The 25,106-nt window shown below is 34.4% G+C and carries 17 protein-coding genes; 4 read left to right on the forward strand and 13 right to left on the reverse strand.

Translation table 11 applies throughout. The features are described from left to right. Nucleotides 1–6 precede the first annotated feature (6 nt). From DR871_RS01015 to DR871_RS01025, 3 genes are all read right to left on the reverse strand, one after another. Entirely contained in the window at nt 7–1,956 is a 1,950-nt protein-coding gene (locus DR871_RS01015; RefSeq protein ID WP_113665247.1) for a putative porin, read from the reverse strand. Nucleotides 1,957–2,179: 223 nt separating this feature from the next. Then, the gene (locus tag DR871_RS01020; RefSeq protein WP_113665246.1) at nt 2,180–3,808 is read right to left on the reverse strand and encodes a RagB/SusD family nutrient uptake outer membrane protein; all 1,629 of its coding nucleotides are present in this window, start codon (nt 3,806–3,808) and stop codon (nt 2,180–2,182) included. Nucleotides 3,809–3,824: 16 nt separating this feature from the next. Then, a complete protein-coding gene (locus tag DR871_RS01025; protein WP_113665245.1) occupies nt 3,825–6,911 on the reverse strand; it encodes a SusC/RagA family TonB-linked outer membrane protein in 3,087 nt (1,028 codons plus the stop codon). 198 nt (nt 6,912–7,109) lie between these two features. Between DR871_RS01025 and DR871_RS01030 the strand changes: the two genes are divergently transcribed. Next, a complete protein-coding gene (locus DR871_RS01030) occupies nt 7,110–7,778 on the forward strand; it encodes a ribonuclease HII (RefSeq protein WP_113665244.1) in 669 nt (222 codons plus the stop codon). Nucleotides 7,779–7,842: 64 nt separating this feature from the next. Here DR871_RS01030 and DR871_RS01035 read toward each other — a convergent pair whose 3' ends face one another. From DR871_RS01035 to DR871_RS01050, 4 genes are all read right to left on the reverse strand, one after another. Then, on the reverse strand, nt 7,843–9,243 hold the full coding sequence (locus DR871_RS01035) for a RagB/SusD family nutrient uptake outer membrane protein (protein WP_113665243.1): 1,401 nt from the start codon (nt 9,241–9,243) through the stop codon (nt 7,843–7,845). Between the two features lie 3 nt (nt 9,244–9,246). Further along, nucleotides 9,247–12,315, reverse strand: coding sequence for a SusC/RagA family TonB-linked outer membrane protein (locus DR871_RS01040; RefSeq protein WP_113665242.1), 3,069 nt, complete (start codon nt 12,313–12,315; stop codon nt 9,247–9,249). 621 nt (nt 12,316–12,936) lie between these two features. After that, complete coding sequence (gene lipB / locus DR871_RS01045; protein ID WP_113665240.1) at nt 12,937–13,638, reverse strand: lipoyl(octanoyl) transferase LipB; 702 nt, start codon at nt 13,636–13,638, stop codon at nt 12,937–12,939. 81 nt (nt 13,639–13,719) lie between these two features. Then, nucleotides 13,720–14,445, reverse strand: a complete 726-nt coding sequence (locus DR871_RS01050) for a hypothetical protein (protein WP_113665239.1) — start codon at nt 14,443–14,445, stop codon at nt 13,720–13,722. Nucleotides 14,446–14,714: 269 nt separating this feature from the next. Here DR871_RS01050 and lysS point away from each other — a divergent pair, with 269 nt between their 5' ends. Together lysS and DR871_RS01060 are read left to right on the forward strand one after the other, a co-directional pair. Continuing rightward, nucleotides 14,715–16,424, forward strand: a complete 1,710-nt coding sequence (gene lysS, locus DR871_RS01055; protein ID WP_113665238.1) for a lysine--tRNA ligase — start codon at nt 14,715–14,717, stop codon at nt 16,422–16,424. 189 nt (nt 16,425–16,613) lie between these two features. Beyond that, nucleotides 16,614–17,129: a hypothetical protein gene (locus tag DR871_RS01060; protein WP_113665237.1), complete on the forward strand. Its 516-nt coding sequence runs from the start codon at nt 16,614–16,616 to the stop codon at nt 17,127–17,129. 109 nt (nt 17,130–17,238) lie between these two features. Here the strand turns inward: DR871_RS01060 and DR871_RS01065 are convergent, their stop codons facing one another. From DR871_RS01065 to DR871_RS01090, 6 genes are all read right to left on the reverse strand, one after another. After that, on the reverse strand, nt 17,239–18,762 hold the full coding sequence (locus DR871_RS01065) for a DUF4394 domain-containing protein (RefSeq protein WP_113665236.1): 1,524 nt from the start codon (nt 18,760–18,762) through the stop codon (nt 17,239–17,241). A gap of 200 nt (nt 18,763–18,962) precedes the next feature. Continuing rightward, entirely contained in the window at nt 18,963–19,922 is a 960-nt protein-coding gene (locus DR871_RS01070) for a transporter family protein (RefSeq protein ID WP_113665235.1), read from the reverse strand. 160 nt (nt 19,923–20,082) lie between these two features. Beyond that, nucleotides 20,083–21,123: a cytochrome-c peroxidase gene (locus tag DR871_RS01075; protein ID WP_113665492.1), complete on the reverse strand. Its 1,041-nt coding sequence runs from the start codon at nt 21,121–21,123 to the stop codon at nt 20,083–20,085. A gap of 61 nt (nt 21,124–21,184) precedes the next feature. After that, nucleotides 21,185–21,967 (reverse strand): MbnP family protein, encoded by a 783-nt coding sequence (locus tag DR871_RS01080; protein WP_113665234.1) that lies wholly within the window; start codon nt 21,965–21,967, stop codon nt 21,185–21,187. A gap of 136 nt (nt 21,968–22,103) precedes the next feature. After that, nucleotides 22,104–22,445, reverse strand: coding sequence for a hypothetical protein (locus tag DR871_RS01085; RefSeq protein ID WP_113665233.1), 342 nt, complete (start codon nt 22,443–22,445; stop codon nt 22,104–22,106). Nucleotides 22,446–22,575: 130 nt separating this feature from the next. Further along, on the reverse strand, nt 22,576–24,390 hold the full coding sequence (locus tag DR871_RS01090) for a hypothetical protein (RefSeq protein ID WP_113665232.1): 1,815 nt from the start codon (nt 24,388–24,390) through the stop codon (nt 22,576–22,578). A gap of 232 nt (nt 24,391–24,622) precedes the next feature. Here DR871_RS01090 and DR871_RS01095 point away from each other — a divergent pair, with 232 nt between their 5' ends. Continuing rightward, complete coding sequence (locus tag DR871_RS01095; protein WP_113665231.1) at nt 24,623–25,087, forward strand: hypothetical protein; 465 nt, start codon at nt 24,623–24,625, stop codon at nt 25,085–25,087. The last annotated feature ends 19 nt before the right edge of the window (nt 25,088–25,106 follow it).

Consider the following 25,106-nt stretch of genomic DNA (forward strand, 5'->3'; position numbering starts at 1 on the left):
AAGAAATTAATTGAAGAAGTTCCAAATCAAACCAAATCGAATCGTAAAATCACGCGATGGATTATTGGGTGACGCATAAAAATTATTCCCCATAAGAGCCGAATTAAAATGTTCCACCTTGAAATAAATCCTTGTTCGCTGCACTTTTGCATTGATGAAAAAATCTAGGTTTGGATGATTCCCAATTTGTTTATCATTTTGAACAAAAAACTCTCCTATTACAGGATTATAATCATTAGCATAATACTTAGAAAAATAATTCAGTGAAATCCCGGTTTGTAGGAATAGCGCTTTTTTAAACAAATAATTGGAATAATAAAACGTATTTCGGGTGACAATTTCAGGAACATTCAAAATAGCTTCGTCTTGTTCCGTTTTTTGATATAAAATTGTATTGTCCAAAGCAAAATTTCCAAATTTTAACTCTCTGCTGATTTTAATCGATAAATAATTTATAGTTCCATCGTATTGTGATGGAGCCACAATTTGGGTTTTGGCAAGGATTTGCTCTGAATTTGAAATGTTATTAAAATACAAATGATCCTTGAAAACTGAAAATTGTACCTCGGCATCAACCCAAGGGGAAATAGCATTTGCTTTGATTGTATTAATTTTTTCGTTTTTAAAATCATTTGACCAATTGTATTGTACAAAACTGCTTTGGTGCAAATTATAATTATTATTTGGCAGTTTATTTATATTTTGGTACTGAAATGCAAGTTGGATTTCATCATTCAGTTCGTATTGTAATTTAGCATCTAAATTAGACAGCGATTGTGCCGTTACCGATCTGGAGTATAAAAATTTACCATTCCATTTATTGCGTCGATATTCATACTGCCCACCAGCGCTATTGATTTCCTGACTGAAAGAACTCGGTATGGTACGGTCATCAAAAATAAGGATTTGATTGTAATAATAGTTTGATCTGAAATCATCTATAAAAAACTGGAAAGTACCCAAAGTAGTATTCTCATATATCAATCCTACTTTGTTATACATTTTATTATAACGAGTTTGATCATTTATACCACTATCCAAATAAGATTCTCCAAAACGGAAAACTGTCTCCGAACCAACTGTTGATGGGACTGTTGCCTGATTGTATTCAAAAAACTTATTCTCGTAATTAAATTGATGCGTCAAGTACAAATTATTATCGCCCTTTTTAGGATTAATTCTAAAATTGTGATCCAGAAAAATTCTTTTCCCTTTTAGAAAGGATTTGGCATCATTAAAATACACTTCAAATCGTTGTCGGTTATTATAGTTAGGATCCTCGCTTTCAAAATCTTCAATAGTTGTGATTCCTCCGTTTTCCTCATTCAAAATATCTTGAAAAGTGTAATGTGCTTTAGCAAAATAGCGTTTATTTTTAGTGTTGTAATTTGTGGTGAATCTAAAATTACCGGTACTAGACAATTGATTGATATACTCACCCTCTGACCGCAATCCTTTGTAAGCTATCGAAAAATTAAGATTTTCAGAAGTATTTACTGTAATAAAAGCATCGACAGATTGCCCTTTTCTGACAGTAGTTTTAAAATACAGTTCGGTAACGGGTGTCGCAACAGAATAATATCTTATCTGATTCGCTTCTAAAAAATTAAAATGTTTTGCTTTAAAACCAAACTCAGGATATGGTGAAAAATCCGTTAAACTATATTGCAGCGTATTATAAGTTTGTCCATCATTTGCAAAAGGCAAAAGTCCAAAAATGTCTTTTCGCAAATAGTTGTGGCTGTATTCTTTTTGAATCGTAAGCGAAGTATCGATGTAAGTAGTGTCGTTTTCTATGGTGATTACCTTGTAGAGATCGATGGTTGCTATTTTTATATTTTCGATAGAATCAGAAATTCTAAGGGGTTTGTTTTTTTCTATAATTCTGTCATTTTTTGTTTGAGCAAAAAAAGCTACTGGTATTAGCAAAAAAAAGAAAAGAAAGATAATTCTCATTTGTAGGGATATATAATTAAGCAATTATTTTAAATCTTATAATCGAACAAAGGTATATCATTAAGAGTTATGAATAAAAAAAGAAGTACAAATATGAAATTAAAAAAATCAAATTAAAATGAGAATCTAAAAAAAAACAGTAGCAAACATAAGTTCACTACTGTTTAAAAAATATACTGTTATTTATTATTAATCCTGTATCACTTTTTCAGGAATAGACAATTTAATAACCAGGGTTTTGTTGTGCTCTTAACGTTGGATTAGAATCCAATTCTAATTGCGGTATTGGCCACAAAAACTTAAAGTTATCGTAAGGAATTGCATTGACACCCAAAGCTCCTGAGTACGGAGTACCTAATGCGTACGCAGTTAAAGCAGTTGGAGCACTTGAAAATCCTCCGTTAGCAGCTTTTGCAGGAACTCCATCAATTGGAAATAATGGATCTTTTTGTAATCTATGGATATCTGCCCAACGGCGACCTTCCATAAGAAATTCTATTCTTCTTTCTTTTAAAATAGCTCCAAGTAACTGAACATTTGAAGTAAAACTAAGCGCAGTAAAAGCTTGTGTTGTTGGATTAGCCAAAGACCTGTTTCTTACTGAATTCAATCTTGACAAACCATTCGTCACATCGCTAGTTCTAGCATAAGCTTCAGCCATATTTAATGCTACCTCAGCATATCTAATAATTGGTGCAGCATCAGTTTTGTTTACACCGTCTTTATATTTTTTGGTGAATTTAGAATTAGGATAGTAACTTCCAATACCAGTTATAACCATAGTACCTTCAGCTCTTCTTTTGTCATCTGCCAACCAACTTGGATCTCTCCAAATAATTGGACTAATAGCTACTAAACCACGACCATTAGAGGCAGCAGGAATTGGAGGATGATACATATTAGCCAAAGCACCATTTGCACCAGGATTATTAGTAGCACCATTTGCAATAGAGAAAATAGATTCTGTATTTGAACTGTTACTAGCGAAAGGAGTATCTGGATTAGCCGTCATTGAATACAAACCATCCAATTTTTTACCTTCTGTAATTACACCATCCCAGTTACGCATGTGCAAATGAACTCTTGTTTTGTAAGCTATAGCAGCCTCCTTGGTAATTCTTTCAATTTTTGCAGCACCAGCTCTAGCACTTTTTGAAAAAAGCAACGTCTCAGCGTCATCTAAATCTTTAAGAATTTTAGTATAACACTCAGCAACAGTATTTCTACCTTGAGCCAAACCAAGTTCAATATTTGCAGGAGTATTATAAGGAATCTCTCTGTAAGGAACACCTAAACTAGCCCCATTATTATCTTGGAAAGGTCTTGCATAAAAAATTAGCAATTCATTGTGCGCAATCGCTCTAAAAAATTTTGCTTGACCAATATAATCATTAGCTAATTCCTGAGAAATTATTCCGCTTGCAGCTGCTTTTGTAACACCTTCAATAACAATATTTGTTCTATTAATCAAGCGATAAGCATCAGCCCAATAATAAACGTTATTCGCTGTAGTAGGATCGTAAGTACCTGTGTAAGTTAATTGATAAAATGCTGCTAAGTTAACTACATCTTCTCCTCTATTATCTCCTTGTTGAACATAAGCCGCTCCAAAAACATATCCCCTTGCTCCTGCACCATTAAAGTTACCCAATTGAGCACCATTATACATACCTGTTACTGAAAGATCAATTAAAGCAGGAGTCTCAAATGCAACATTTTCTGAGACACTATTAAAAGGACTTAACTCTATGGTACTTTCTTCACTACATGAAGTAAATAAAAGTGAGACCATCATTAACGGAACCGCAATTTTAGCGCTCCATAAGGATAAAAATTTATTTTTATTTTTCATTTTTTTCGTTTTAAAATTAGAAACCTACATTAAGACCAAGAGTGAATATTCTAGATCTTGGAGTACCGTTTAAATCAATACCATTAATTTCCATTTCAGGATCTAAACCTTTATAGTCTGTTATAATTAATAGATTTTGACCTTGTACAAAAAGTCTAAATTTATCTACTCCAATTTTTTCTAAAACTGTTCTCGGTAAATTATAACCTAAAGTTACGTTGTCCAATTTAATATAGTCACCATCTTCAACAAAACGAGTTGATGCTTGATTCAAATTGATAAAAGTTTCTCTATCATCTCTCAATCTTGGAGTCCAGCCATCACCAGGATTAGCAGCACTTTGCCATCTTCCTAATATTTCTGTACTGTTGTTATTGAAATTCATAGTCAATGCATCACGTCTTGTTGAATTGTGAATCTTATTACCTCCACTAAAACGGAACATAAAGCCTAAATCAAAATCTTTGTATCTCATGTTAGAATTAAAAGCTCCAAAATAAGTAGGAAGCACATTTCCTAAAATACTTTTATCAGATGTACTCAAAGAAGAAGCAACTGAAACGTCTGTAGGATTACTTGGATCAAAAACTCTGTATGCCTGAGTATCTATATTTCCTTGAACTAATGAACCATCCGCTTTGTAATAAACTGGGTTACCATTAGATGGATTCACTCCCCAATATTTAAAACCATATAATGCATAAGGAGACTCACCCTCTCTTAATATATTGTTTCCAGTATTAAAGTTATCTGCATCTACATAATTAATATCCTGTCCATTAACTAAAGTGTTCACTTTACTTTTAACCAAAGATAAATTAGCATTCAAAGTCCATTCAAAGTTTTCAGTTTTAACAGCTGATGCTTCAACAGATATTTCATGACCAGAATTTTTTAATGAACCAATATTTTGTGATATTGAATTATTTGGAACACCTAATGATAATGGCTGAGGCACAGCTAAAATCAACCCATCTTGATTGTTGATAAAATAATCATACGTAAATTTCAAACGATTATTAAAAAAAGCTAAATCTACACCGTAATCAATTTTTTCAGAGGTTTCCCATTTTAATTGGTTATTACCAGCCTGAGAATATCCAATACCATTGTACTCTGCATATTTAGAATTATTGTACAATCCTAAATACGGATAATTACCAATATCAGTATTACCAACTTCAGCATAAGAAGCTCTTAATTTAAATTCAGAAATAACATTTTCTAAAGGTGCCATAAAAGACTCTTTGTTTACGCTCCAACCTCCAGAAACTCCCGGGAAAGTACCCCATTTGTTTGCAGAAGGCAATGATGAAAGACCATCTTTACGTATAGATCCTTGAAGAAAATATTTTTCTTTATAGTTATACGTTAATCTCCCTGCGTAAGAAATGATTCCGTTTTCAGAAATCGAACCACCAGATACTTGTGTAGCATAAGAACCTGAAATCAAACCTTGATTGAAAAAAGTATCAGACAAACCATTACCTCCTCCGAAGAAAGAATTCACTCTTTGTTTTTGTGCTTCATAAATTGCAGTAGCTCCAATAGTATGAGCATCACCAAAGGTTTTGTTGTATGACAAAATATTTTGAACATTCCAACGTGTTAAGTTTGAAAAGTTATTTCTAACTAATCCTGCTACACCAGCACCATCGCCATTAATTGGATTTAAATATTGAAAACCTTCTGTACCAATTGCATCTACACTTCCTTGAGTTTTAAAATTTAAACTAGGTAAAATTTTAAAATCAGCAAACAGACTCACTAAAGATCTATCTACTTTTGATCTGTAAATATTATTATCTAAAACATAAACAATGTTCGGTAAATTATTACCAATAACTGATAAGTTTTCCCCTTGACCAACACTTCCACCAGCAATGTTATAACCCGTTGGATTTGCTGCATCGTATATAGCAGTATTAGGCAATTGACGCATAGCATTAAACATCAAACCTGATAATGAACCTTGACCAATATTCAATCCATTATTCTGTGTTCTTGACAAAGCAGCATTTACACCAATGTTTAACCAGCTTTTCACTTTTTGGTCTACATTAGCTCTTATATTATATCTAGTTTGGTCATTTGATTTTGCAATACCTTCTTGCTCATTGTATCCAACAGAAAAATAATAGTTTGTTTTATCCGTTGAACCAGAGAGAGATAAATTATGATCCGTTTGAAAAGCATTAGAACGCAGCACCGCTTTTTGCCAATCTGTATTAAATTTAGTTCCAGCAGCCCATGGTGACGCAGCTCTGTTTGATCTTTTTTCGTTTTGAATTGTAACAAAATCATTAGTCCCTAACAAGTCTAAAAAATCAATTGGTGAGGCAACTCCAGTGTACGTGTTATAATTCACTCTAAACTTACCGCCTTTTCCTTTTTTAGTTGTAATTAAGATTACCCCGTTTGCTGCTCTAGAACCATAAATAGCGGTTGCAGAACCATCTTTTAAAATCTCTGTTGACTCAATATCAGCTGGATTAATATCCCCTAAAGCATTTGTATTAGCATACCCTCCTACATCTCCAGTAAAAATCGGCACCCCATCAACAACAACCAAAGGATAACTTCCAGAAGAAATAGAACCTATTCCTCTAATTCTGATTCTAGGAGCTTGTCCTAACACACCTGAATTAGAAGTAATTTGAACTCCCGCAGCTCTACCAGCCAATTGAGATTCAAAACTAGGAGTTGCTAAATTTGCTATAGACTCTCCTTTAATTTGAGAAATTGAACCAGTAAGATTCTTTTTCTTTTGAGTTCCATAACCAACAACTACCACTTCTTCCAAGGTATTACTATCCTGCTCCATTCTAATATTAACCGTTGCAGAAGCTCCTACAGTAGCAGTTATTTCTTTCATACCTACAAAAGAGAATACTAAAACTTCACCCACATTAGCTTTAATGGAATATTTACCATCAAAATCAGTATACGAACTTCTATTCGTACCTTTAACAACAACATTAGCTCCTGGTATAGAACCAGCTGCATCAGATACTACACCAGATACCGTTTTCTCTTGAGCAAACGATAACTGCATTGATAACGCTAAAAAAAGCGTGATAATCCATTTGTACTTTGATCTCATATTAATTTATTGAATTAGTTATTTGACAAAAATCATAATAATTTCTTAAAGAAACAAATTTATTTTACAAACAAAGAAGTTAACATTTGTTAAAGTTTCTACTTAAATTAATAGATAAACTCATTTTTTTTTGATATTTACTATTTATCATGCGTTAATAATGCTCTATAAAGCTATATTTTTGTCAAAATTAATTTAATGTTAAGCCCATTCTTTTTAACACCATATTTAGAAACAGGAACGGATGAAGCCGGTCGTGGTTGTCTAGCTGGACCTGTTACTGCTGCCGCTGTCCTATTACCTGAAAATTTTCAAAATGAGTTACTGAATGACAGTAAGCAATTATCTGAAAAAGCGAGAGAAAAACTAAGACCTATTATAGAGCAAGAATGCATTTCATTTGCAGTAACCCACTTGGAACCTTTGGTTATTGACGAAATAAATATTCTGAATGCCTCTATAAAAGCAATGCAAGAAAGTATTTTAAAACTGGATCCGAGACCGCTTCATATTATAGTAGACGGAAATAGTCCGTTCATTCCTAAAGGCGGAATTAAAAATCGTGGAGGAAAAATTTTTACTGATGCTGAACTCGAAATTCTTAATTCGATTCCAAATACAAGTATTGTAAAAGGTGATTCTAAATTTATGAGTATTGCAGCTGCGTCGGTTTTGGCAAAAACATATCGTGATGAATATATGAACCGCATTCATGAGGAATTCCCCATGTATAATTGGAAACAAAACAAAGGGTATCCCACCAAAGAACACCGAGAAGCAATCCGAAAACACGGGATTACGAAATACCACAGAATGACATTTCGATTGTTGCCAGAGCAAACAAAATTGGATTTTGATTCGCTTTAATGAATAAAAAAAGAGGATACTTTTCAGTATCCTCTTTTTTATAAATTGCACTAATTAATTAGACTTAGTACCCTTTATTTTGCGTAGCATTTGCATTAGCATTTGTTTCTACCAAAGGAATTGGAAATGCATATCTGTAGCTTCCAAAAACGATAGCTCCTTTATCATCATAGGTTTGTCTTAACGCATCCACTATAGGCATATCTTTTTTAGTTCTTGCTAAGTCATCAAATCTAAATCCTTCAAAAGCTAACTCTTTACGACGCTCATTAAGTATATCATTTCTGGTAACTGCAATATATAAATCAGCTCCTCTATTACTTGCAATTGAATTCAAAGAAACTAAAACAGATGGATCAGCGCTATTCAACATAAAAGAAGCTTCAGCATTTACCAAAACCATTTCTTCAAAACGTATTAAAGGAACATTAGAAGAGTTTGAAATAAACTTCCCTACATTTCTTAATTTGTTTTTTGAATCAACAGCTAACATTGCCGCACTACCTCTTACATCAGAAGGACTAAATTGATTTTTAAAATTTTGTAAAACTGCTACATCTCCATAATTTGTTTCTGCATAAATATTATACAAACCATCAATAGATTGATTATCGTTATCTCTAAATGCCAATTCAAAAATTGAATTAACAGGAGTTGGCATAGTATAGCTATTTACAAACTCATTTGCTTGAGCGATACGGGATCCGTTTGCAGCAGCAGTATTCATCGCATCACTAGATGCCTTTTTAGCAATAGTCCAATCTTCAAAATACAATGCAACTCTTGCTTTTATAGCATTTACAGCTGGCGTTGTTATCGTTTCTTTAGAATCATCTAAATCAGCATTCATTAAAGATAATGCTTGATCTAGATCAGCATAAATAAAATCTTTAACTTCACCTACAGTATTTCTTGAAGGGCTCAAATTAGAACTTTGAAATTCTCTAATATAAGCAATCCCTTTAGCAGTAAGTCCTCCTCCATCAACATTTTGTTGACCAAAAAGACGAAGTAAATCATAATGGGCTAAAGCTCTCAATGTAAGCGCCTGACCTTTATAATAACTAATTTGGCTTGTTTCAGTAGCATTAGCACCTGCTATAGAAGAATTAATTACAATATTACAGCTACCAATTACCTTATAAATTTGTGTAAAAGTATCTCTAGGGTACGCATCAGAATCTACCATATCCATTGAACCTGCAGTCACAAAACGTCCTGAATTTCCATTAGAATAAGCATTATCTGAACGAACATCACCAAAAATTAATATATCACGACCATAATAAAAACTATTAGTCATTCTATCATAAGCACCAGAAATCACTAAGTTCAAATCATTAACTGATTTTATAGTTGTAATATCTTTATTGACACTTAATGTTGGATCTAAATCTTTATCGTCACATGAAATTACCGTAAATAGTAATGACAGCGCCATTAGGCTTTTTATTATTGTTTTCATTGTTTAAAATTTAAAATTAACGGCAAATGTTACTGACTTAACTGGAGGTGTAGTTAAACGTGTAAAACCATCTGCTCTTACTTCTGGATCATATTTTAGACGGCTATCTTTTACAAAAGTGAATAAGTTTGATCCTCTAAGAGACAAAGTCAAACCATCCAAACTCATTCTTTCTACCAATTCTTTATCAAAAGAATAACCTATTACTAAATCCTTAATTCTGATATAATCTCCATCGTATAAGAAACGAGTTGAAGATGAAGCAGAATTATTACCGGTGGAAGTCAAGTCCATCTTAGGGACATCAGTAATATCTCCTGGATTTTGCCATCTGTCTAACAAAGTATTTACTCCATTGTAAAAAACAATAGTTCTTTGCCCTGTACTTTGTGTATAACCGGCCCAGTCTTCAAAAACTTTATTACCACCAGCAAAATAAACACTAGCATCAAAAAATAATCCCTTGTAATCCAAATGGGTACTCACACCACCTGAATAAGTTGGTAATGATTTTCCCTGAATAGCAACTTTAGCTTCATTATAAACGCTAGTTACTGCACCATCAACACCATTTACGAACCACAAAGGTAGTCCGTTGTCTGGGTTAACTCCTGCCCATTTTCTCATATTCCAAGTTCCTACTGCTTCACCTACTTTAGTGATTTTTGTCCCGGTAGCAATGTTAATATCAGTTCCTGATGCGTCTTTAGCCAACTTCGTTACTTCATTATGATTCAAAGCATAATTTGCTGAAATAGTCCAGTTGAAGTTTTTAGTTTGGAACGCAGCAAAAGTTAAGTCTACTTCAATTCCTTTATTCACAATCTCACCTACGTTAGCAGATAAGGAATTAAAACCAGTAGTTCTTGATAATGGCACATCTTGCAATAAATCAAACGTTCTTTTATTATAAACTCCAATACTTCCAGAGATGCGATTATTTAAAATTCCAAAATCTACTCCTAAATCAATCATTCTATTTTTCTCCCATTGCAAATCTAAATTCCCATAAGTAGAGGGATATATTGTTGGGTTACCTGCATAATTTGTATCGTAAGCAAGTAACGCTTGATATTGATTCAAATCAATTTCATTATTCCCTGAAGTCCCTACAGAACCTCTTACTTTCAATTCATTGAAAATAGAATTTTGCATAAATTCTTCTTTATGTGCATTCCAAGCAGAACCTACAGACCAGAAATCTCCAAAACGTCTTGTTGGTGCAAAACGAGAAGAACCTTCTTTTCTATATGTGAAGTCTACAACATATTTACTTTTATAATTATAATTCAATAACCCTAAGTAAGATACATTTAACCAATCTTGGTAATTCCCATTAACACTTATGTTTGAAACAACATTATCAACATATGTTAATCCTCCAGAAGCAATGTTCTCACCATAAGCACCTAATTCATTATAGGTGTTTTTTTGGTATTCAAATAAAGCGGTAGCATCAAAACTATGGTCTTTATATCTATAATTGTAATTAATCGAGTTTTGAGCAACTAAATTTAAGTTACGAGAAACTTGTTGACTTGCATCTCCATTTACATCAGCTCCATCTCCATGAATTGGATTATCGTATTGGTGGTAAGTGGCAAGATTGTAATCGATCCCAAAAACAGATTTATATTTAAAACGGTCTGAAATTCTCCACTCTAATGTATTGTTTGAGAGAATACGAGCTAAATTGTTTTCGATTAAATTATTTTCAACAACATATAAAGTATTTGGCAAGCCAGTATAACTTTTTATATCTTCAATATTCAATGAACCATCTTCATTATATGGGTTAACCCATGGATTCATGAAATAACGCGCTAAATGTGGATTAGCAAAAAAACCTCCTCCTTCAAGAACACCAGATTGCTTTGAATCCGAAAAAGAGTTGTTTGTAGAAAATTTAACATCCTCAGTCAATTTTCTTGTCATACCAATTTTTGCAGTAAGACGTTTAAAGTCTGACCCAATCACGGTAGCATCTGTTTTATTGTAACCTAAAGACAGGTTAAAAGTTGATTTTTCGTCACCTCCACTTGCAGAGATATCAAAAGTTCTCAAAACGGCATCTTTATTTTTTAAAATTTCTGCCCAATTTCCTTCTTTACCATTCCAGTATTGCAATCCTGCAAAGTTATCATCGATAGAAAGTCCTTCAGAGGTGCCTAATAAAAATCCTTCGGCACCATTTCTGGTAAATCCTTTAGAAGCTCCGTAAGTATTATAAACCGCATCTAAGTACAATTCTTTTCTTTCGGCGCCAGTTAAAGGTGTTTGTCCTTTTACAGCATTATTTTGAAAACCAACAGAAGTATTAACATTAAAAGCCGTTTTTCCTGATTTCCCTTTTTTAGTAGTAATGATAATTACACCATTTGAACCTCTTGCTCCATAAGCTGATGTAGCAGAAGCATCTTTCAATACGGTCATACTCTCAATATCATTGCTACTGATAGAAGCCAAAGGAGATAAAGTAGAAACATTATCACTTCCTGAAAAGTTAGAATTGATTACCGGAACTCCGTCAATTACATATAAAGGCTGATTACTTGCCGAAACGGAACCCACACCTCTAATACGGATATCTTGAACTGAACCCGGTGTTCCTGAAGATTGTGAAATCTGCAAACCAGCCACTTTTCCTTGCAAAGCCTGATCAACAGACACAACAGGAACTCCTCTTAAGCTCTCTCCTGAAAGTTGTTTCACGCTACCGGTTACTTGATTTTTCCCTTTAGAAACATAACCCATAATCACAACCTCTTCTAAAACTTTGCCTTCTTCTTTCATTTTAACATTAACAACTGAAGATGCTCCCACTACAGACGAAAAGTCCTGCATTCCTACAAACGAAAATACTAAAACATCCCCAGCATTAGCTTTTATGGCATATTTACCATCTAAGTCACTCTGGACACTTTTGTTTGTCCCTTTGATAACTATATTAACCCCTGGAATTGATCCAATGGCATCTGAAACTACACCTGTAACAGTTCGCTCTTGTGCAAAAGCAAACTGAAGAGACAACGCCATTAAAAGCGCATAAATCCATTTAAATTTTAACCTCATTATTGAAATATTTGAATTAGTTATTCAGCAAAATTCTTAATAAAAGCTTAAACTATCCATATCAAACACCAACCAAAAATTACATTTAACATTCGGTTAAAAATTATCAGGACAAACTCTTAAAAAAAGAATGATTATTCCTTTTTTTAAAATTATTCCTATAGATATCAAAATTAAATTTTTCGCAATAAAACCAAAAAACGTAATAAAATCAGCTACTGGTTATACATCGCCTTCTAGCTCTATTAATTTAACATTATATTTTGCATGTTTTTTGGTTCTTACTTTTTTTAGCAAAATCCAAATATCGACCCATCTTTTTTTGATTAAAAACATACAAAAAAGAGGTTTTATGAATCCTAAAAAAAGGCTTTTTTCTAGATTCAATTTTCTAAGTGTTTGCCGCTTCAAAAAAATCTGAAAAAGAATAGAAAAGGATGAAAAATTGGCTGTTTTCAAAATCTAGAATATAACCTGATGCGCTGTATTTCAATTAAAAAAAAAGAATTAAAAAAATTACAACGGACCAAAAACAGAGTAAAACAAAAAGAATAGTTTTACTCTAATCCCAATAATTTTTTTATAAAATTATTGGAAATCAAAAAACCCACAAATAAAAATTTATCGAATAATAATCGCTTCGAACAGATTGCTGAAATGTTTCAGAATCTTTTCTTTGACTTCTTCTTCATTAACTTTTGCTACGCCAAGTTCGACGTTTAAGGAAGTTACTGCTTTACCGCGAATCCCACATGGAATGATATTATCAAAATAACCCAAATCAGCATTTACGTTTAAAGCAAATCCGTGCATGGTTACCCAACGGGAGGCGCGAACGCCCATAGCACAAATTTTTCTGGCAAATGGAGTTCCTGCGCCTAACCAAACTCCGGTTTCACCTTCGCTTCTGCCGCAAGCTATTCCATATTCATTAAGAGTAAGAATAATGGCTTCTTCCAGAAAACGCAAGTATTTATGAATATCAGTAAAAAAATTTTCCAAATCTATAATAGGATATCCTACAATTTGCCCCGGTCCGTGATACGTAATATCGCCTCCACGATTGATTTTGTAGAAAGTAGCTCCTTTGGCTTCCAATTGTTTTTCAGATAACAGTAAATTACTTAAATCACCGCTTTTCCCTAAGGTATACACATGCGGATGCTCCACAAAAAGAAAATAATTTGGAGTCTCCAGTTCGAGTTCTTCTCTGCGATTTCTAATTTTCAAGTCAACGATTCCTTTGAACAATTCCTCTTGATATTCCCAAGTTTCTTTGTAATCTTTAGTTCCTAAATCTTGAAGTTGGATATTTTTATTCATTCTTGAAAGATGCAACGGTTAAGAGCGGCAAAGGTACAAAGTTTTTAAGAGAACTTAATGAGTAGAAAAGCTTCGAATGAATTACTCTAAAATAACTTCCAGATTAGTGCTTTCCGGATTCACCAAACAATCCGTTATAAGAAATTGCACTTCCAGTGATTTCTTGTCTTCACTAATTTTTGCATTCGGATTTGATACGGACTTTATTTTCTTTGGGAAATGATATTTTAGAACAAAAGGCTGTGTGATTTTGAATTTAGAAACCTGCGTTTTATATCCTTCAATTTTATCCTGCTGTTTCTTTAATTCTATCGGATCAGTAATTTTCACTATTCTCCTGAAAACACTTCCGTCAAAAACATAGTTCACGCTATAATAATGTTCTTCGGCAGCCAATGCATAATTATTTTCGATGTCATCAGCGTATTCTTCCGTTTTATATAGATCGGCGACTTGCTCTATTTTAATAAAATTTTGCGTGATTGTTGTACGAAATTCTTTCTCAAATGAACTTTTCTTGATATGTACTTTTACCGCAGCAAATTTTTGAAAAATAGCTTTTTCGGATGCTGGTAATCTGGAAAACGTCTCGGAATGTTTCGTTATCAAATCCTGAAAAACATAAGTCGTATCTCTAAAAACTTCTTCTTTGGAGTAGTTTTCACCCATTAATTGCATATAACTATGCTCGTCTCTCAACTCATTAATTTCAATTTTTCCGGTTCCATCTTGGTTTAAATGAATGGTTTCTGTGACTTGGCAACTGGTTAAAAATAACACTAAAAGTAGTAAGGCGTATTTTTTCATTTGGTAATTTAGAGTATTTATTGGTTTCCAAATATACACTATTTGTACTATTTTTCACGCTATTTTGAAAAAGAAAAAGTAGTGGAATAGCCCCGATAACAGCGGCATCCTTTTTCTCTTGTTTTTTTCAAACAAGAAAAAAAGATAGAGCGAATAGCGGGACAAATCGTATTGAAAAAACAAAATATTCTGCTTCAAAAAACCTTGAATTTTAAACTTTACATTTTAAAACTTATATAGTATCTTTGCGCTCTTAAAATCAGCATAAAATGTCATTATCCGAACAAGAAATATTACGCAGAGAAGCACTTACAGAATTACGCAATTTAGGTATTGAGCCTTATCCGGCAGCCGAATTTATCACAACCGCTTATTCCAGCGAAATCTTAGCTGATTTCGAGAAGTACGAAGGAAAAGAAGTTGTTTTAGCAGGTCGTTTGATGGGGAAACGTATCATGGGAAAGGCGTCGTTTGCAGAATTGAAAGATGCTGAAGGACGTATTCAAGTCTATGTTTCGAGAGATGATATTTCGACGGATGAGGAGAAAACTATGTACAATGTGGTTTTCAAAAAACTATTGGATATTGGCGATTTTATTGGGGTTCGCGGTACGGTTTTTAAAACTCAAGTAGGTGAAATTTCGGTTCATGTTTATGGTTTGACGGTACTTGCAAAAGCCCTAAAGCCGCTACCTGTAGTAAAAACGGATGCTGATGGAAAAACGCACGATGCTTTTGCTGATCCGGAACAAAGATACCGTCGTCGTTACGTGGATTTAACGGTGAACGATCACGTAAAAGAAACCTTTATCAAAAGAACTAAATTGTTTAATGCGATGCGTTCTTTCTTTAATGACAAAGGGTATCTTGAGGTAGAAACGCCTGTTTTGCAACCGATTCCCGGTGGTGCTGCTGCGCGTCCTTTTATCACGCACCACAACTCGCTTGACATGCCATTGTACATGCGTATTGCGAATGAGTTGTACTTAAAAAGATTAATTGTTGGTGGTTTTGATGGGGTTTATGAGTTTTCGAAAAATTTCCGTAATGAAGGAATGGACCGAACGCACAACCCGGAGTTTACTGCCATGGAAATATATGTAGCCTACAAAGACTACAACTGGATGATGAATTTCACCGAAAACTTATTGGAACATTGCGCCATTGGTGTAAACGGGACCAGCGAAGCGACTTTTGGAGAACACACTGTGAACTTCAAAGCTCCGTATGCAAGAGTTACAATGACAGATTCTATTAAGCATTTTACTGGCTTTGATATTTCAGGAAAAAACGAAGCAGAATTATTTGATGCTGCAAGAGGAATGGGAATTGACGTGGATAAAACCATGGGTAAGGGAAAATTAATTGATGAAATTTTTGGCGCTAAATGCGAAGGGAATTATATTCAGCCTACTTTCATCACGGATTATCCAAAGGAAATGTCTCCGCTATGCAAGCAACACCGCGACAATCCAGAATTGACAGAACGTTTTGAGTTAATGGTTTGCGGTAAAGAAGTGGCAAATGCCTACTCCGAATTAAATGACCCAATTGATCAAAGAGAGCGTTTTGAAGAGCAAATGCGCTTGTCTGAAAAAGGAGATGATGAAGCAACTGGAATTATCGATGAGGATTTTTTGAGAGCTTTAGAATACGGAATGCCACCAACATCTGGATTAGGAATTGGAATGGACCGTTTGATGATGTTTTTAACCAATAATTCATCTATCCAAGAAGTATTATTGTTTCCACAAATGCGTCCTGAGAAAAAACAAGTTAAAATTGAATTAGAAGACGACGAGAAATTGATTGTTGTGTTATTGCAAACTAACAATAACCAAATGGAATTTGGTCTACTTAAAATTAATTCTGGATTGAGTGGTAAAAAATGGGACAAAGCCATGAAAAACTTATCTTCTTTGGGATTGACTGAAGTAGTTGTTGATGGAGATACTAAAGCGTGTAGATTGAAAGAGTAATTTATTTTATATCAGAATATAAAAAGGAACTTCGTAATGGAGTTCCTTTTTTTTATGCCTATTTGCCCTTTTAAGTACTTTCCTAAGACTAAAAACTTGTACCAACAATCTACAAGGTTAAATAAGTCATAAAATTCATACGTTAATCAATTTTAAACCTATTTTTGGTTGAACAAAAAACAAATCAATATGAAAAAAATTATTGTATCGATCTTAGCCTTATTTGCTTTTGCCTTTGCCAATGGTCAAGCCAAAGAAGGTCAAGTATCAAAAGGAAAATGGCTTATTGAGGCCAACACTGGCTTTGGTAGAAACGTAGGAACTACCGCAATGCATTTTAGTTCTTCGGACGGGATCACTTCCTACAACATTGGAGCTGAAGGAGGTTATTTTATCAAAGATAATCTGGCACTTAAATTAGGATTAGGCTACGGTGAAATAGATGGAAATGGAGAACCGATTGCTTATAAAATAGGAGCTAAATACTATTTGAAAACAATGATTCCTATCGAGCTTTCTTATAATGGAGTTGGTTTTGGATCTGCAGATGCTAATCCTACATACGTTGGCACACAGATTGGTTATGCACTCTTTTTGGGTAAAAATATAAGTATCGAGCCTGGAATTCGATACAACATAGCTACTCATAAACAGTATTATGATAATAGCTTGCAGTTAAATATTGGTTTTGCTTTGCATTTTTAAAACAGTCAGCTTGAAATAAAAATAATCATCAATGATTATTATTTCTTATCTCAAACAAAAAAAGTCGGCTCTAATCAAAGAGCCGACTTTTTTAAAGAATTTTTTAGTTTTAGAATCCTAAACCAACAGCCATTGCTGTTGCTTGAATATTTATATCGGAAACTTTAGTAGCTGCACCAGTTGCCAAGTTAATACTATACACTGATGTAACATTATTTACTTTCAATAAAGCAAAAGCAGCAGCACTGTTTCCACCGATATCAAATCCGCTATCAGCATCAACATTTACCCCTAAACCTCCAATAGCAACTAATGTCCCGTTGTTTGGTGGATCTTGACGATATATCATATCCGTTTGTGAGTCAACTACAAATAAAGTAGTTGTTGTAGCTCCAGCAATATTATTGGTGTAAGCAGCTCCAGTTACAAATGGTGCTCCAGGATTTAAATTACCATCAACTGACACTACTGTTCCTAAATCTGGATGTAAACGTAAGTTTTGACCTGTATTACTAACCAACCTGATTCTATCTACTGTTGGATTAAAATCAAAACCAAAAGAAGTACCTGATAATGCCGTTAAAAAGGGAGACCCAATTGCTGTTAATGCTCCGCTAGCGGTATTCACAGAAAACAATCTGCTTTGATTAGAAATAGCATATAAACCTCCGTTTGCAGGTCTAAAATCTAAGCCGACAATACTTTCATTTGCAGCTAAACCAGTTAATGCAACAGAATTATTACTTCCGTTTGTAGGATTAAAACGAACCAACATATTTCCTGCAGTTGTAGCATATGCAATTGGGTTAGTTTTGAATGCTATGCTTATCACTGGAGCAGTGAATTTGCCAACATCAACAGCTTTTCCTGTTGCTAAATCAATTGTGTATAAAGTGGATACACTAGCATTATTTGTTACAGCAAGAGCAGTTGAATTATCTGCTAAAATATCCATGTCCCCTACACCTTGAAAGTTCACGCCTAAGTCACCAACAAGTTGCAATCCACCATCATTTGGAGGTGTTTGCATATACAATTTATCTTGTTCGAAATCTATATCATACAACATGGTTGCTGTTGCACCAGCTATACTATTTGTATAAGCTACTGCACCAATTTTAGGATTTGTACCACCATTAATAACCCCATCAGTTGCTACAACAGTTCCTAGTTCAGGGTGCAATCTTAAATTCTGACCAGATTCTGTTACCAAACGAATTCTATCTACTGTTGGATTAAAATCCAATGAAGCATTAGCTCCGGCAACAATAGGAGAAAAAGACCCCGCTCCTAATGCTGTTGCAACTCCGCTTTTCTCATTAATAAAATAAAGACGACTAGACGATCCTACTGCATATAACTGTCCGGTTGCAGGTCTGTAATCAATACTTACGATACTCTCTGATGTAGGTAAACCAACAATTGGAGTGGTCGTAATTGGAGTAGCTAAATTTCTTGCATTGAATGTGAGAATGGTATTATTACTGGCTAATGCAGTAAAATCAACGTCAGGTGCCGCAACAGGCATCATCATTTCATTACTATCATCATCATTACATGAAATTGCAGTAATAGATAACAGTGCTAGTCCAATAATGGAAGCAAAACCTAAATTTTGTTGTTTGTTTTTCATCGTTTATTTATTTAGTTCTATAACCATGTACGAAGAATACTTCGTTACGGTTTTAAAATTCTAAAAAAAACTTACATAACTAATAAATCGTAACGTTTGTAAAAGTAAAAACACCTCGGACTTGACCGGTATAAGCGGACTCAAGTCACCTTGAGAACATAATACCAATAACTAAAAAACTTCAATAAACTTTTATGATTTTACAAACTGTAATTGAAGTTTACACTCCAGCGATAATTCGCTTCTACATTGCCTCCGGTAAGATTTTGATTGATAGGCAGCATTGCATTGGCTCCAAAAGAAAGCCTGTCTTTTCCAACTTCAAAACCAACTTTACCAAACAAAATATCACCGTTTGTATTTCGTAATTTTTGATTGTACTGGTAATTACTTTCATAAACTTCACCGGCAAACCCAAGTTGTGGAACAATCGAAAAACTATTGTTCTCGTACAAATAGAAGAAAGTTCCGGCGTAATTCAATTGATTCCCAAAACGGTAACTCTTTTGGTTTTCTGTTTTTATTACATAATTCAGCATCGAGTTTAAACCAAATTGTTTTCTTTTAACCACATATTCGGTAGCAAAAAGATAATCCCAACTTCCTGTTCCTACTTGAAAACTTGGATTTATACTACCGGAATTTGCTTCATTAAATTTTCCGGTTGGCGCTTTGATTCCGCCTCCCAATTGTAATGTATGTACCAAAAACGTACTGTCTTTATGGGTTTGATACAAACGATACATTGCCAAAACAGTAATATCGCCAATCCCATTAATGCTTTTGTTGCCAGTTGCGGTTTCTCTTTCATGAAAATGATACGGCAATAATGCCGAAACCTGAACCTTTGCACTAACCGGGATTCGGCCCCAAACCTGAACGGTGTTGAAATTTTCTTTATACCAAGGGGAATTGCTGTATAAGCCATCCATGGATTTATATTGTTGATTGAAATACCGAATCCCAACAAAATTAGAGTTTAACATCGAGGCGAATCCCATGCTTCCGCCACTGGCGGAGCAACCGCAGGCATCGCAGAAATCCTCTTCTTCAAGGAAAGAATGGTATTTTGTAAATGGATTTACGGTATTTAAACTGTCTTTTTCGGCGGCGTTTGCCAATTGAAAAAGAAGTACTAAAAGCAATGTGTATTTTTTCATGTTTGTTGTTTTTAGCCCTGATGGAAACGGAAAGCCCACAGCGGAAAAAGCTTGTTTTTCTTGTCCTGAAAAAGCGACCGGAGGAAGCTCTTTTCAGGACATAGAAAAACGGCTTTTGTAGCGAGGACTTGCAGTGTACAGCAGGAAATAGCTTCTGAAATTAATATTCAGAAAAGCGTTTGTCTGTTAGGTATTGCGTGTCTGTCAATGTTTTTAGAAAAGCAATAATTTTTGATTTTTCTGTCGCTGTCAAAGGGATTCCGAGTGACCCGTTTTTATTCAAAATTGGGTCTAAAGTAGCTGAATTCACTATACCGGAATTATAATGATCCATAACGGCTTCTATTGTAAATAAGCGTCCATCGTGCATGTAAGGCGCTGTTTTTTCTATGTTCCTTAAACTTGGCACTTTGAATTTGTACTTATCCTGAGGCAACTCCGTCACGCGAAAACGACCGATATCATTATACGCGGGATCAATTGACAAACCGTTGTTTCTAAAAGAATTGTCCGTAAACAAATCCGTGGCGTGACAAGTGGAACATTTCTGATTGAAAATGGCATATCCGTCCTTCTCGTCTTGCGTGAGCGTTCCGCCAGATTCATTGCGTCGGTACTTGTCAAAACGGGAATTCGAGGACGTAACCATTACCATAAATTGTCCCAAGGCTTTGAGCATGTTTTCGGAATTGATTTGTCCATCCGTAAAAGCAACTTTGAATAGGTTTTGATAGGCTGAATCGCCTTTCATCATAGCAATCGCTTTTGCAAAATCGCCATTCATTTCTATAGGACTTGTGAACGGAATAATAGGCTGTAAATCCAAATGTGATGCTGCACCATCATACATAAAAGTGGTTTGATAGGCTAAATTCTGGATTGGTGGCGTGTTTCGGGTTCCAATGGCATCATCAACTCCATGACTCAAAGTATGGCCGTGATGCGTAAAAGCATCTTCCTGAATGTGACAAAATCCGCAGGAAACAATCCCATCCGAAGCCAATCGACCGTCGTAGAAAAGTTTTTTCCCCAATTCGAATCCTTTTTCGGTGGGTTGATTATTCGCCAAATCGTATGCCAAAGGCGGGAAATTTGCCGGAACCTGAAAGTTCAGAGGAACGTCCTGATAGTCTTCGCTTTCATCAGCAGAACAAGACCACAGCAACGGAAAAATGAGCAATATGATATATTTTGCTTTCATTTTATATTTTTTTAAAAAAGCGGTCGGAGATTTAATTCCCAACCGCTTTTTGATTAAAAAATTAATCGTTGTGAACGTGATCTATTTTGAACATAGAAGAAACGTTAGCAGTAACCAAAGCCAGTTTAGCCCCACCCATAACGGTTGCCGCTTCCGTAAGATTGATTTTATTAGTTCCATCTATAACTTGAGACAAGTCAGTCATGATGTGTACTTGAGGCGTAATTGTAGTTCGTACCAAAGCATTTTCAGGGAAACTCAAAGTAACTTCAGCATAATTATAATCGGTTCCAGTTTGTCCGGTATGTACTTTAAATTCTTTTGCCGTTGTTACCGTAGGAGCTGTAAAAGTACCTTCGAAAGCCACAAACTTGTAACCTGCACTCCAAGACCACATCATTCCTGCGGTTTGGGCTGTTGCCAAGAAATCTCCTTGACCCGTTGCTCCTGCTTCCCACTGGGTTTTATCGACTCCAATTCCGTATTTTACTTTAGTGTAATTTCCAGCAGGAATGTTTGAAAGATTTAATACTAATGTTGCAGGCGTAGCTTCATCTACAATAAAATAGCTTTGACTTTTTGGGTACGTAAATGTAGTTCCATCCTCTTTTGTCAAGACAATATTACTCACAATGTACTTCACTTTTGAAACCGCTACAACCTCAGCATTCGAATTGGTATAGTTCGTATTGAAAGCAAAATTAGCCGATTTATACACGTTGTCAAATTCTAATTTTAAATTTCCGTTTCCGGTAATCATTTCATTATCATCATCATTAGAGCAAGAAAACAAGGTAACTGAGATAGCCATTACAGCTAGTATATTTTTTAATTGAAATTTCATTTCTTAAAGTTTTTTATTTTGAATATAAGTACTATTTCGCATGCCATATTTGGATTATTATTTCCAAAAAAAGCAAACAAATTTTCATCCGTTGTTTAGAACGGAAGAAATAAAGCATACTACATGCTTAAAAAAATTATGAAATGAAAGTGGGTGGGTGAAAAACAGAAGCACTATTCAAGCGAGCATATAAATTAGAATAATGCGGGTTTATTTTTTCTTTGGTATCAAAAAAAACTGTTGCAATTTCGAAAGATTTGATTTCCTCAAAAATAATTACATCTAGTATAGGAGCAGTTACTTTTTTATCGGAAGAAAGAGGCTTTTCAGCCTCAGAAGCTTTGGCTAATTCTTTCATCAAATGACATTTTCCGTTACATTGCATTTTAGGTTTGTCCTTATTGATACAAAGTACTTTTGAAATGTATTCATAATTAACGACATACTCTAAAACCGGAAGAACGGGTTTTATAAGCATGATAAATACAATTATAAATATGATTTTTTTCACCGTGCAAAATTACTAAATGATTGTTTGATAAAAAATAGTTTTGAATAGAATAATCATAAATAAAATCACTCTATTCAAAACCAAATACTTGAATGCTTTACGCCAATTTTAATTCGGGGATTTCAATCTCGTTTAACTCCGTTTTATAGCAATCAAATTGACTGAAAATCTCGTTTTTAGTGCTTTCGAAAAAAGGAGTTGCTGCGAATAAATCCTCATAATATCCGATTCCTGCGAGCAAATTATTTTTGAACGAATTCCATTTTTTAATTTGTCCCAAAGTTATTTCTTCAGTAACCGCTGAGATTTCATTTTTCAGATAATCCAAATACATTTTTAACTCTTTCACAAATAGATTTGGTCGATTAGTAACCGTCAATACAGATGCGTTTCCATAAATGTGCTGCACCATTTTAGAAAGTGAAACTTCTTTATCAAAATATGCCATGTTGGGCCCCGGACAAATGATTACGCCTTGCGCCTGCCCTTTTATCTTAATGTCATTTTCAAGATACGAAGCATTGGCTAAACCCACACAAAGACAGGCTTTCTCCGTAATACTGTTTTTCTTTTTTTCGAAAATTTCAGCAGTTAAAATATCTTTTTGAAGCAGTAATTCTTCCAGTTTTAAGTCTTGGTATTTCTTGGAAGATGTACAAATTCCTTGTGCATCGTATTCTTTGCTTAGCGCCAAAAATCGTTTTGGACACGAACTTCCCGCTTTGCTTTCCTCGATTCGTTTCAATTTCAATTTTTCATTCGTCGTTCCTCGCAACGTATTGAAAGGAATTCCCAACGGCGAAATATGACTTAAATAAAGATCATCTTCTTTGGCTCCAGCCAATAAATCTCTGGTGTGCACATCTACCGATGTGGCTTCAGGAACCAATAAAAAAGGCGAACCCCAACCCACAGAATCCACTTCATAATGATCCAATAGAAAATCGTGTTCTTCAGCAGTTCCTACGCCACCTTGAACCGTGATTTTTAAATCCAAAGGCTGTTCTGGAACATGCATTTCTTTTTGCCCCAATGCTTTCACCATCAACTCATGTGCGGATTGAATCAATTGCTCTTTTTTCTGTTTGAATTCTTCAAGAATTGGTCCCAACAAATAGCCTTCGGTTGCAAAAGCATGTCCACCACAATTCAGTCCGGATTCGATTCGATATTCAGAAACCCAAAGTCCTTTTTTAGCTAAAAAATTCCCTTGAATCATTGCCGAACGAAAGTCGCTTACTTTCAGCGTAATTTTCTTTTTCAGTGCATTATTCGCATCCGGAAAGAAGGCCGAAAAACTTTCAAAATAGCTGTATAATCTTGGATTCATCCCAGCAGATAAAACGACCGAAGATTCTAATGTACTATTCACAAAACCACGAAGCGCCGCATGTGCATCATTAAAAATAATGGGTAATTGTTCGTCTTTGATGAAATTATCCTTATCTAATTTGGTCATAATATTAACATCAATATCGCCCGGATAAAGATTTTTCTCCAGATAATTTTTGATGTTTTCTTTGAAAGCAAAACCGTCTTCCATCAAGTTTTGCAAGCCTGCTTTAATGGCTGATTTGTTGGGTAACATCGCGATGTAATTTTCCAAAGCTGATTTGCTTTCGGATAATTCCGTCTTGAAGTTTTCAAATTTTTCCTTAACGATTTTGTCTACCAAATTCAAATAAGAAGTAATGCGTTCTGCGCGGTAATCATGTATTTTTTGGGTAATTTCCTGATACGGCAAATCGAATTTCTTGCTATAAAAAGCATTCATTTTTTCGATAAGTTCATCATCCATAATTGAAATCACAGACGAAATTCCATACTTTGCCACTCGTATCGGACTATCAATCGTATAAGCAAGTCCCATAACCGGGATATGAAAAGTATGTAGTGGTTTACGTGTTGTCATGTTAAATGATTTAAATAAATAAACCACAAAAATCGAGAAACAAAACCGTATAAAAACTGATAAATATCATGCTTTCACAGCTATTAACAGCACTTATTTTGTGTCTTTTTATAGAAAAAAAATAACTTCAACTTTACATTTAATCCTAAAACCAAAACGATAAACTTTTGTTAACGATTAAACTTTTTAGTTCTATTCCTATCTTACATCTATAAAACTTAAAACAATACACATGAAAAAATTATTTATCGTTGCATTATTAGTTGTCGGAATGACAAGCTTTGCACAAGAAAGAAAAGCAAGACCGGAAAGAGCCAAAATGGAGCAAATGACTCCAGAGCAAAGAAACCAATTGCACTTGAAAAAGATGACTCTAGAATTAGATTTGAATGCTTCTCAACAAAAAGAAATGAGTAAAATCATTGGCGAACAAAGTACCAAAAGAGAGGCCCGAATGGCAGAGAGAAAAGCAAACAAAGATTCGGTTAAAAAACAACTTACTTCTGATGAACTTTTTGCTAAAAAAAGCCAAATGTTAGACGAGCAAATTGTGATGAAAGAGAGAATGAAAAAAATTCTTTCAGCAGACCAATATAAAAAATGGGATGAAATGAAAGGAAAAAACCACCACCGAATGAATAAAAGAATGGCGCATCATAACGGCAGAAAAGCAGCACAAATGGGTGATAAAAAATAATCCATTTGCTTAAACTATT

The organism is Flavobacterium petrolei (assembly GCF_003314435.2).
In the GTDB taxonomy this organism is placed as follows: Bacteria; Bacteroidota; Bacteroidia; order Flavobacteriales; family Flavobacteriaceae; genus Flavobacterium; species Flavobacterium petrolei.

Coding starts and splice junctions, on each gene's coding strand:
- DR871_RS01015 (WP_113665247.1), bottom strand. CDS start 1,956: ATGAGAATTATCTTTCTTTTCTTTTTTTTGCTAATACCAGTAGCTTTT.
- DR871_RS01020 (WP_113665246.1), bottom strand. CDS start 3,808: ATGAAAAATAAAAATAAATTTTTATCCTTATGGAGCGCTAAAATTGCG.
- DR871_RS01025 (WP_113665245.1), bottom strand. CDS start 6,911: ATGAGATCAAAGTACAAATGGATTATCACGCTTTTTTTAGCGTTATCA.
- DR871_RS01030 (WP_113665244.1), top strand. CDS start 7,110: ATGTTAAGCCCATTCTTTTTAACACCATATTTAGAAACAGGAACGGAT.
- DR871_RS01035 (WP_113665243.1), bottom strand. CDS start 9,243: ATGAAAACAATAATAAAAAGCCTAATGGCGCTGTCATTACTATTTACG.
- DR871_RS01040 (WP_113665242.1), bottom strand. CDS start 12,315: ATGAGGTTAAAATTTAAATGGATTTATGCGCTTTTAATGGCGTTGTCT.
- lipB (WP_113665240.1), bottom strand. CDS start 13,638: ATGAATAAAAATATCCAACTTCAAGATTTAGGAACTAAAGATTACAAA.
- DR871_RS01050 (WP_113665239.1), bottom strand. CDS start 14,445: ATGAAAAAATACGCCTTACTACTTTTAGTGTTATTTTTAACCAGTTGC.
- lysS (WP_113665238.1), top strand. CDS start 14,715: ATGTCATTATCCGAACAAGAAATATTACGCAGAGAAGCACTTACAGAA.
- DR871_RS01060 (WP_113665237.1), top strand. CDS start 16,614: ATGAAAAAAATTATTGTATCGATCTTAGCCTTATTTGCTTTTGCCTTT.
- DR871_RS01065 (WP_113665236.1), bottom strand. CDS start 18,762: ATGAAAAACAAACAACAAAATTTAGGTTTTGCTTCCATTATTGGACTA.
- DR871_RS01070 (WP_113665235.1), bottom strand. CDS start 19,922: ATGAAAAAATACACATTGCTTTTAGTACTTCTTTTTCAATTGGCAAAC.
- DR871_RS01075 (WP_113665492.1), bottom strand. CDS start 21,123: ATGAAAGCAAAATATATCATATTGCTCATTTTTCCGTTGCTGTGGTCT.
- DR871_RS01080 (WP_113665234.1), bottom strand. CDS start 21,967: ATGAAATTTCAATTAAAAAATATACTAGCTGTAATGGCTATCTCAGTT.
- DR871_RS01085 (WP_113665233.1), bottom strand. CDS start 22,445: ATGCTTATAAAACCCGTTCTTCCGGTTTTAGAGTATGTCGTTAATTAT.
- DR871_RS01090 (WP_113665232.1), bottom strand. CDS start 24,390: ATGACAACACGTAAACCACTACATACTTTTCATATCCCGGTTATGGGA.
- DR871_RS01095 (WP_113665231.1), top strand. CDS start 24,623: ATGAAAAAATTATTTATCGTTGCATTATTAGTTGTCGGAATGACAAGC.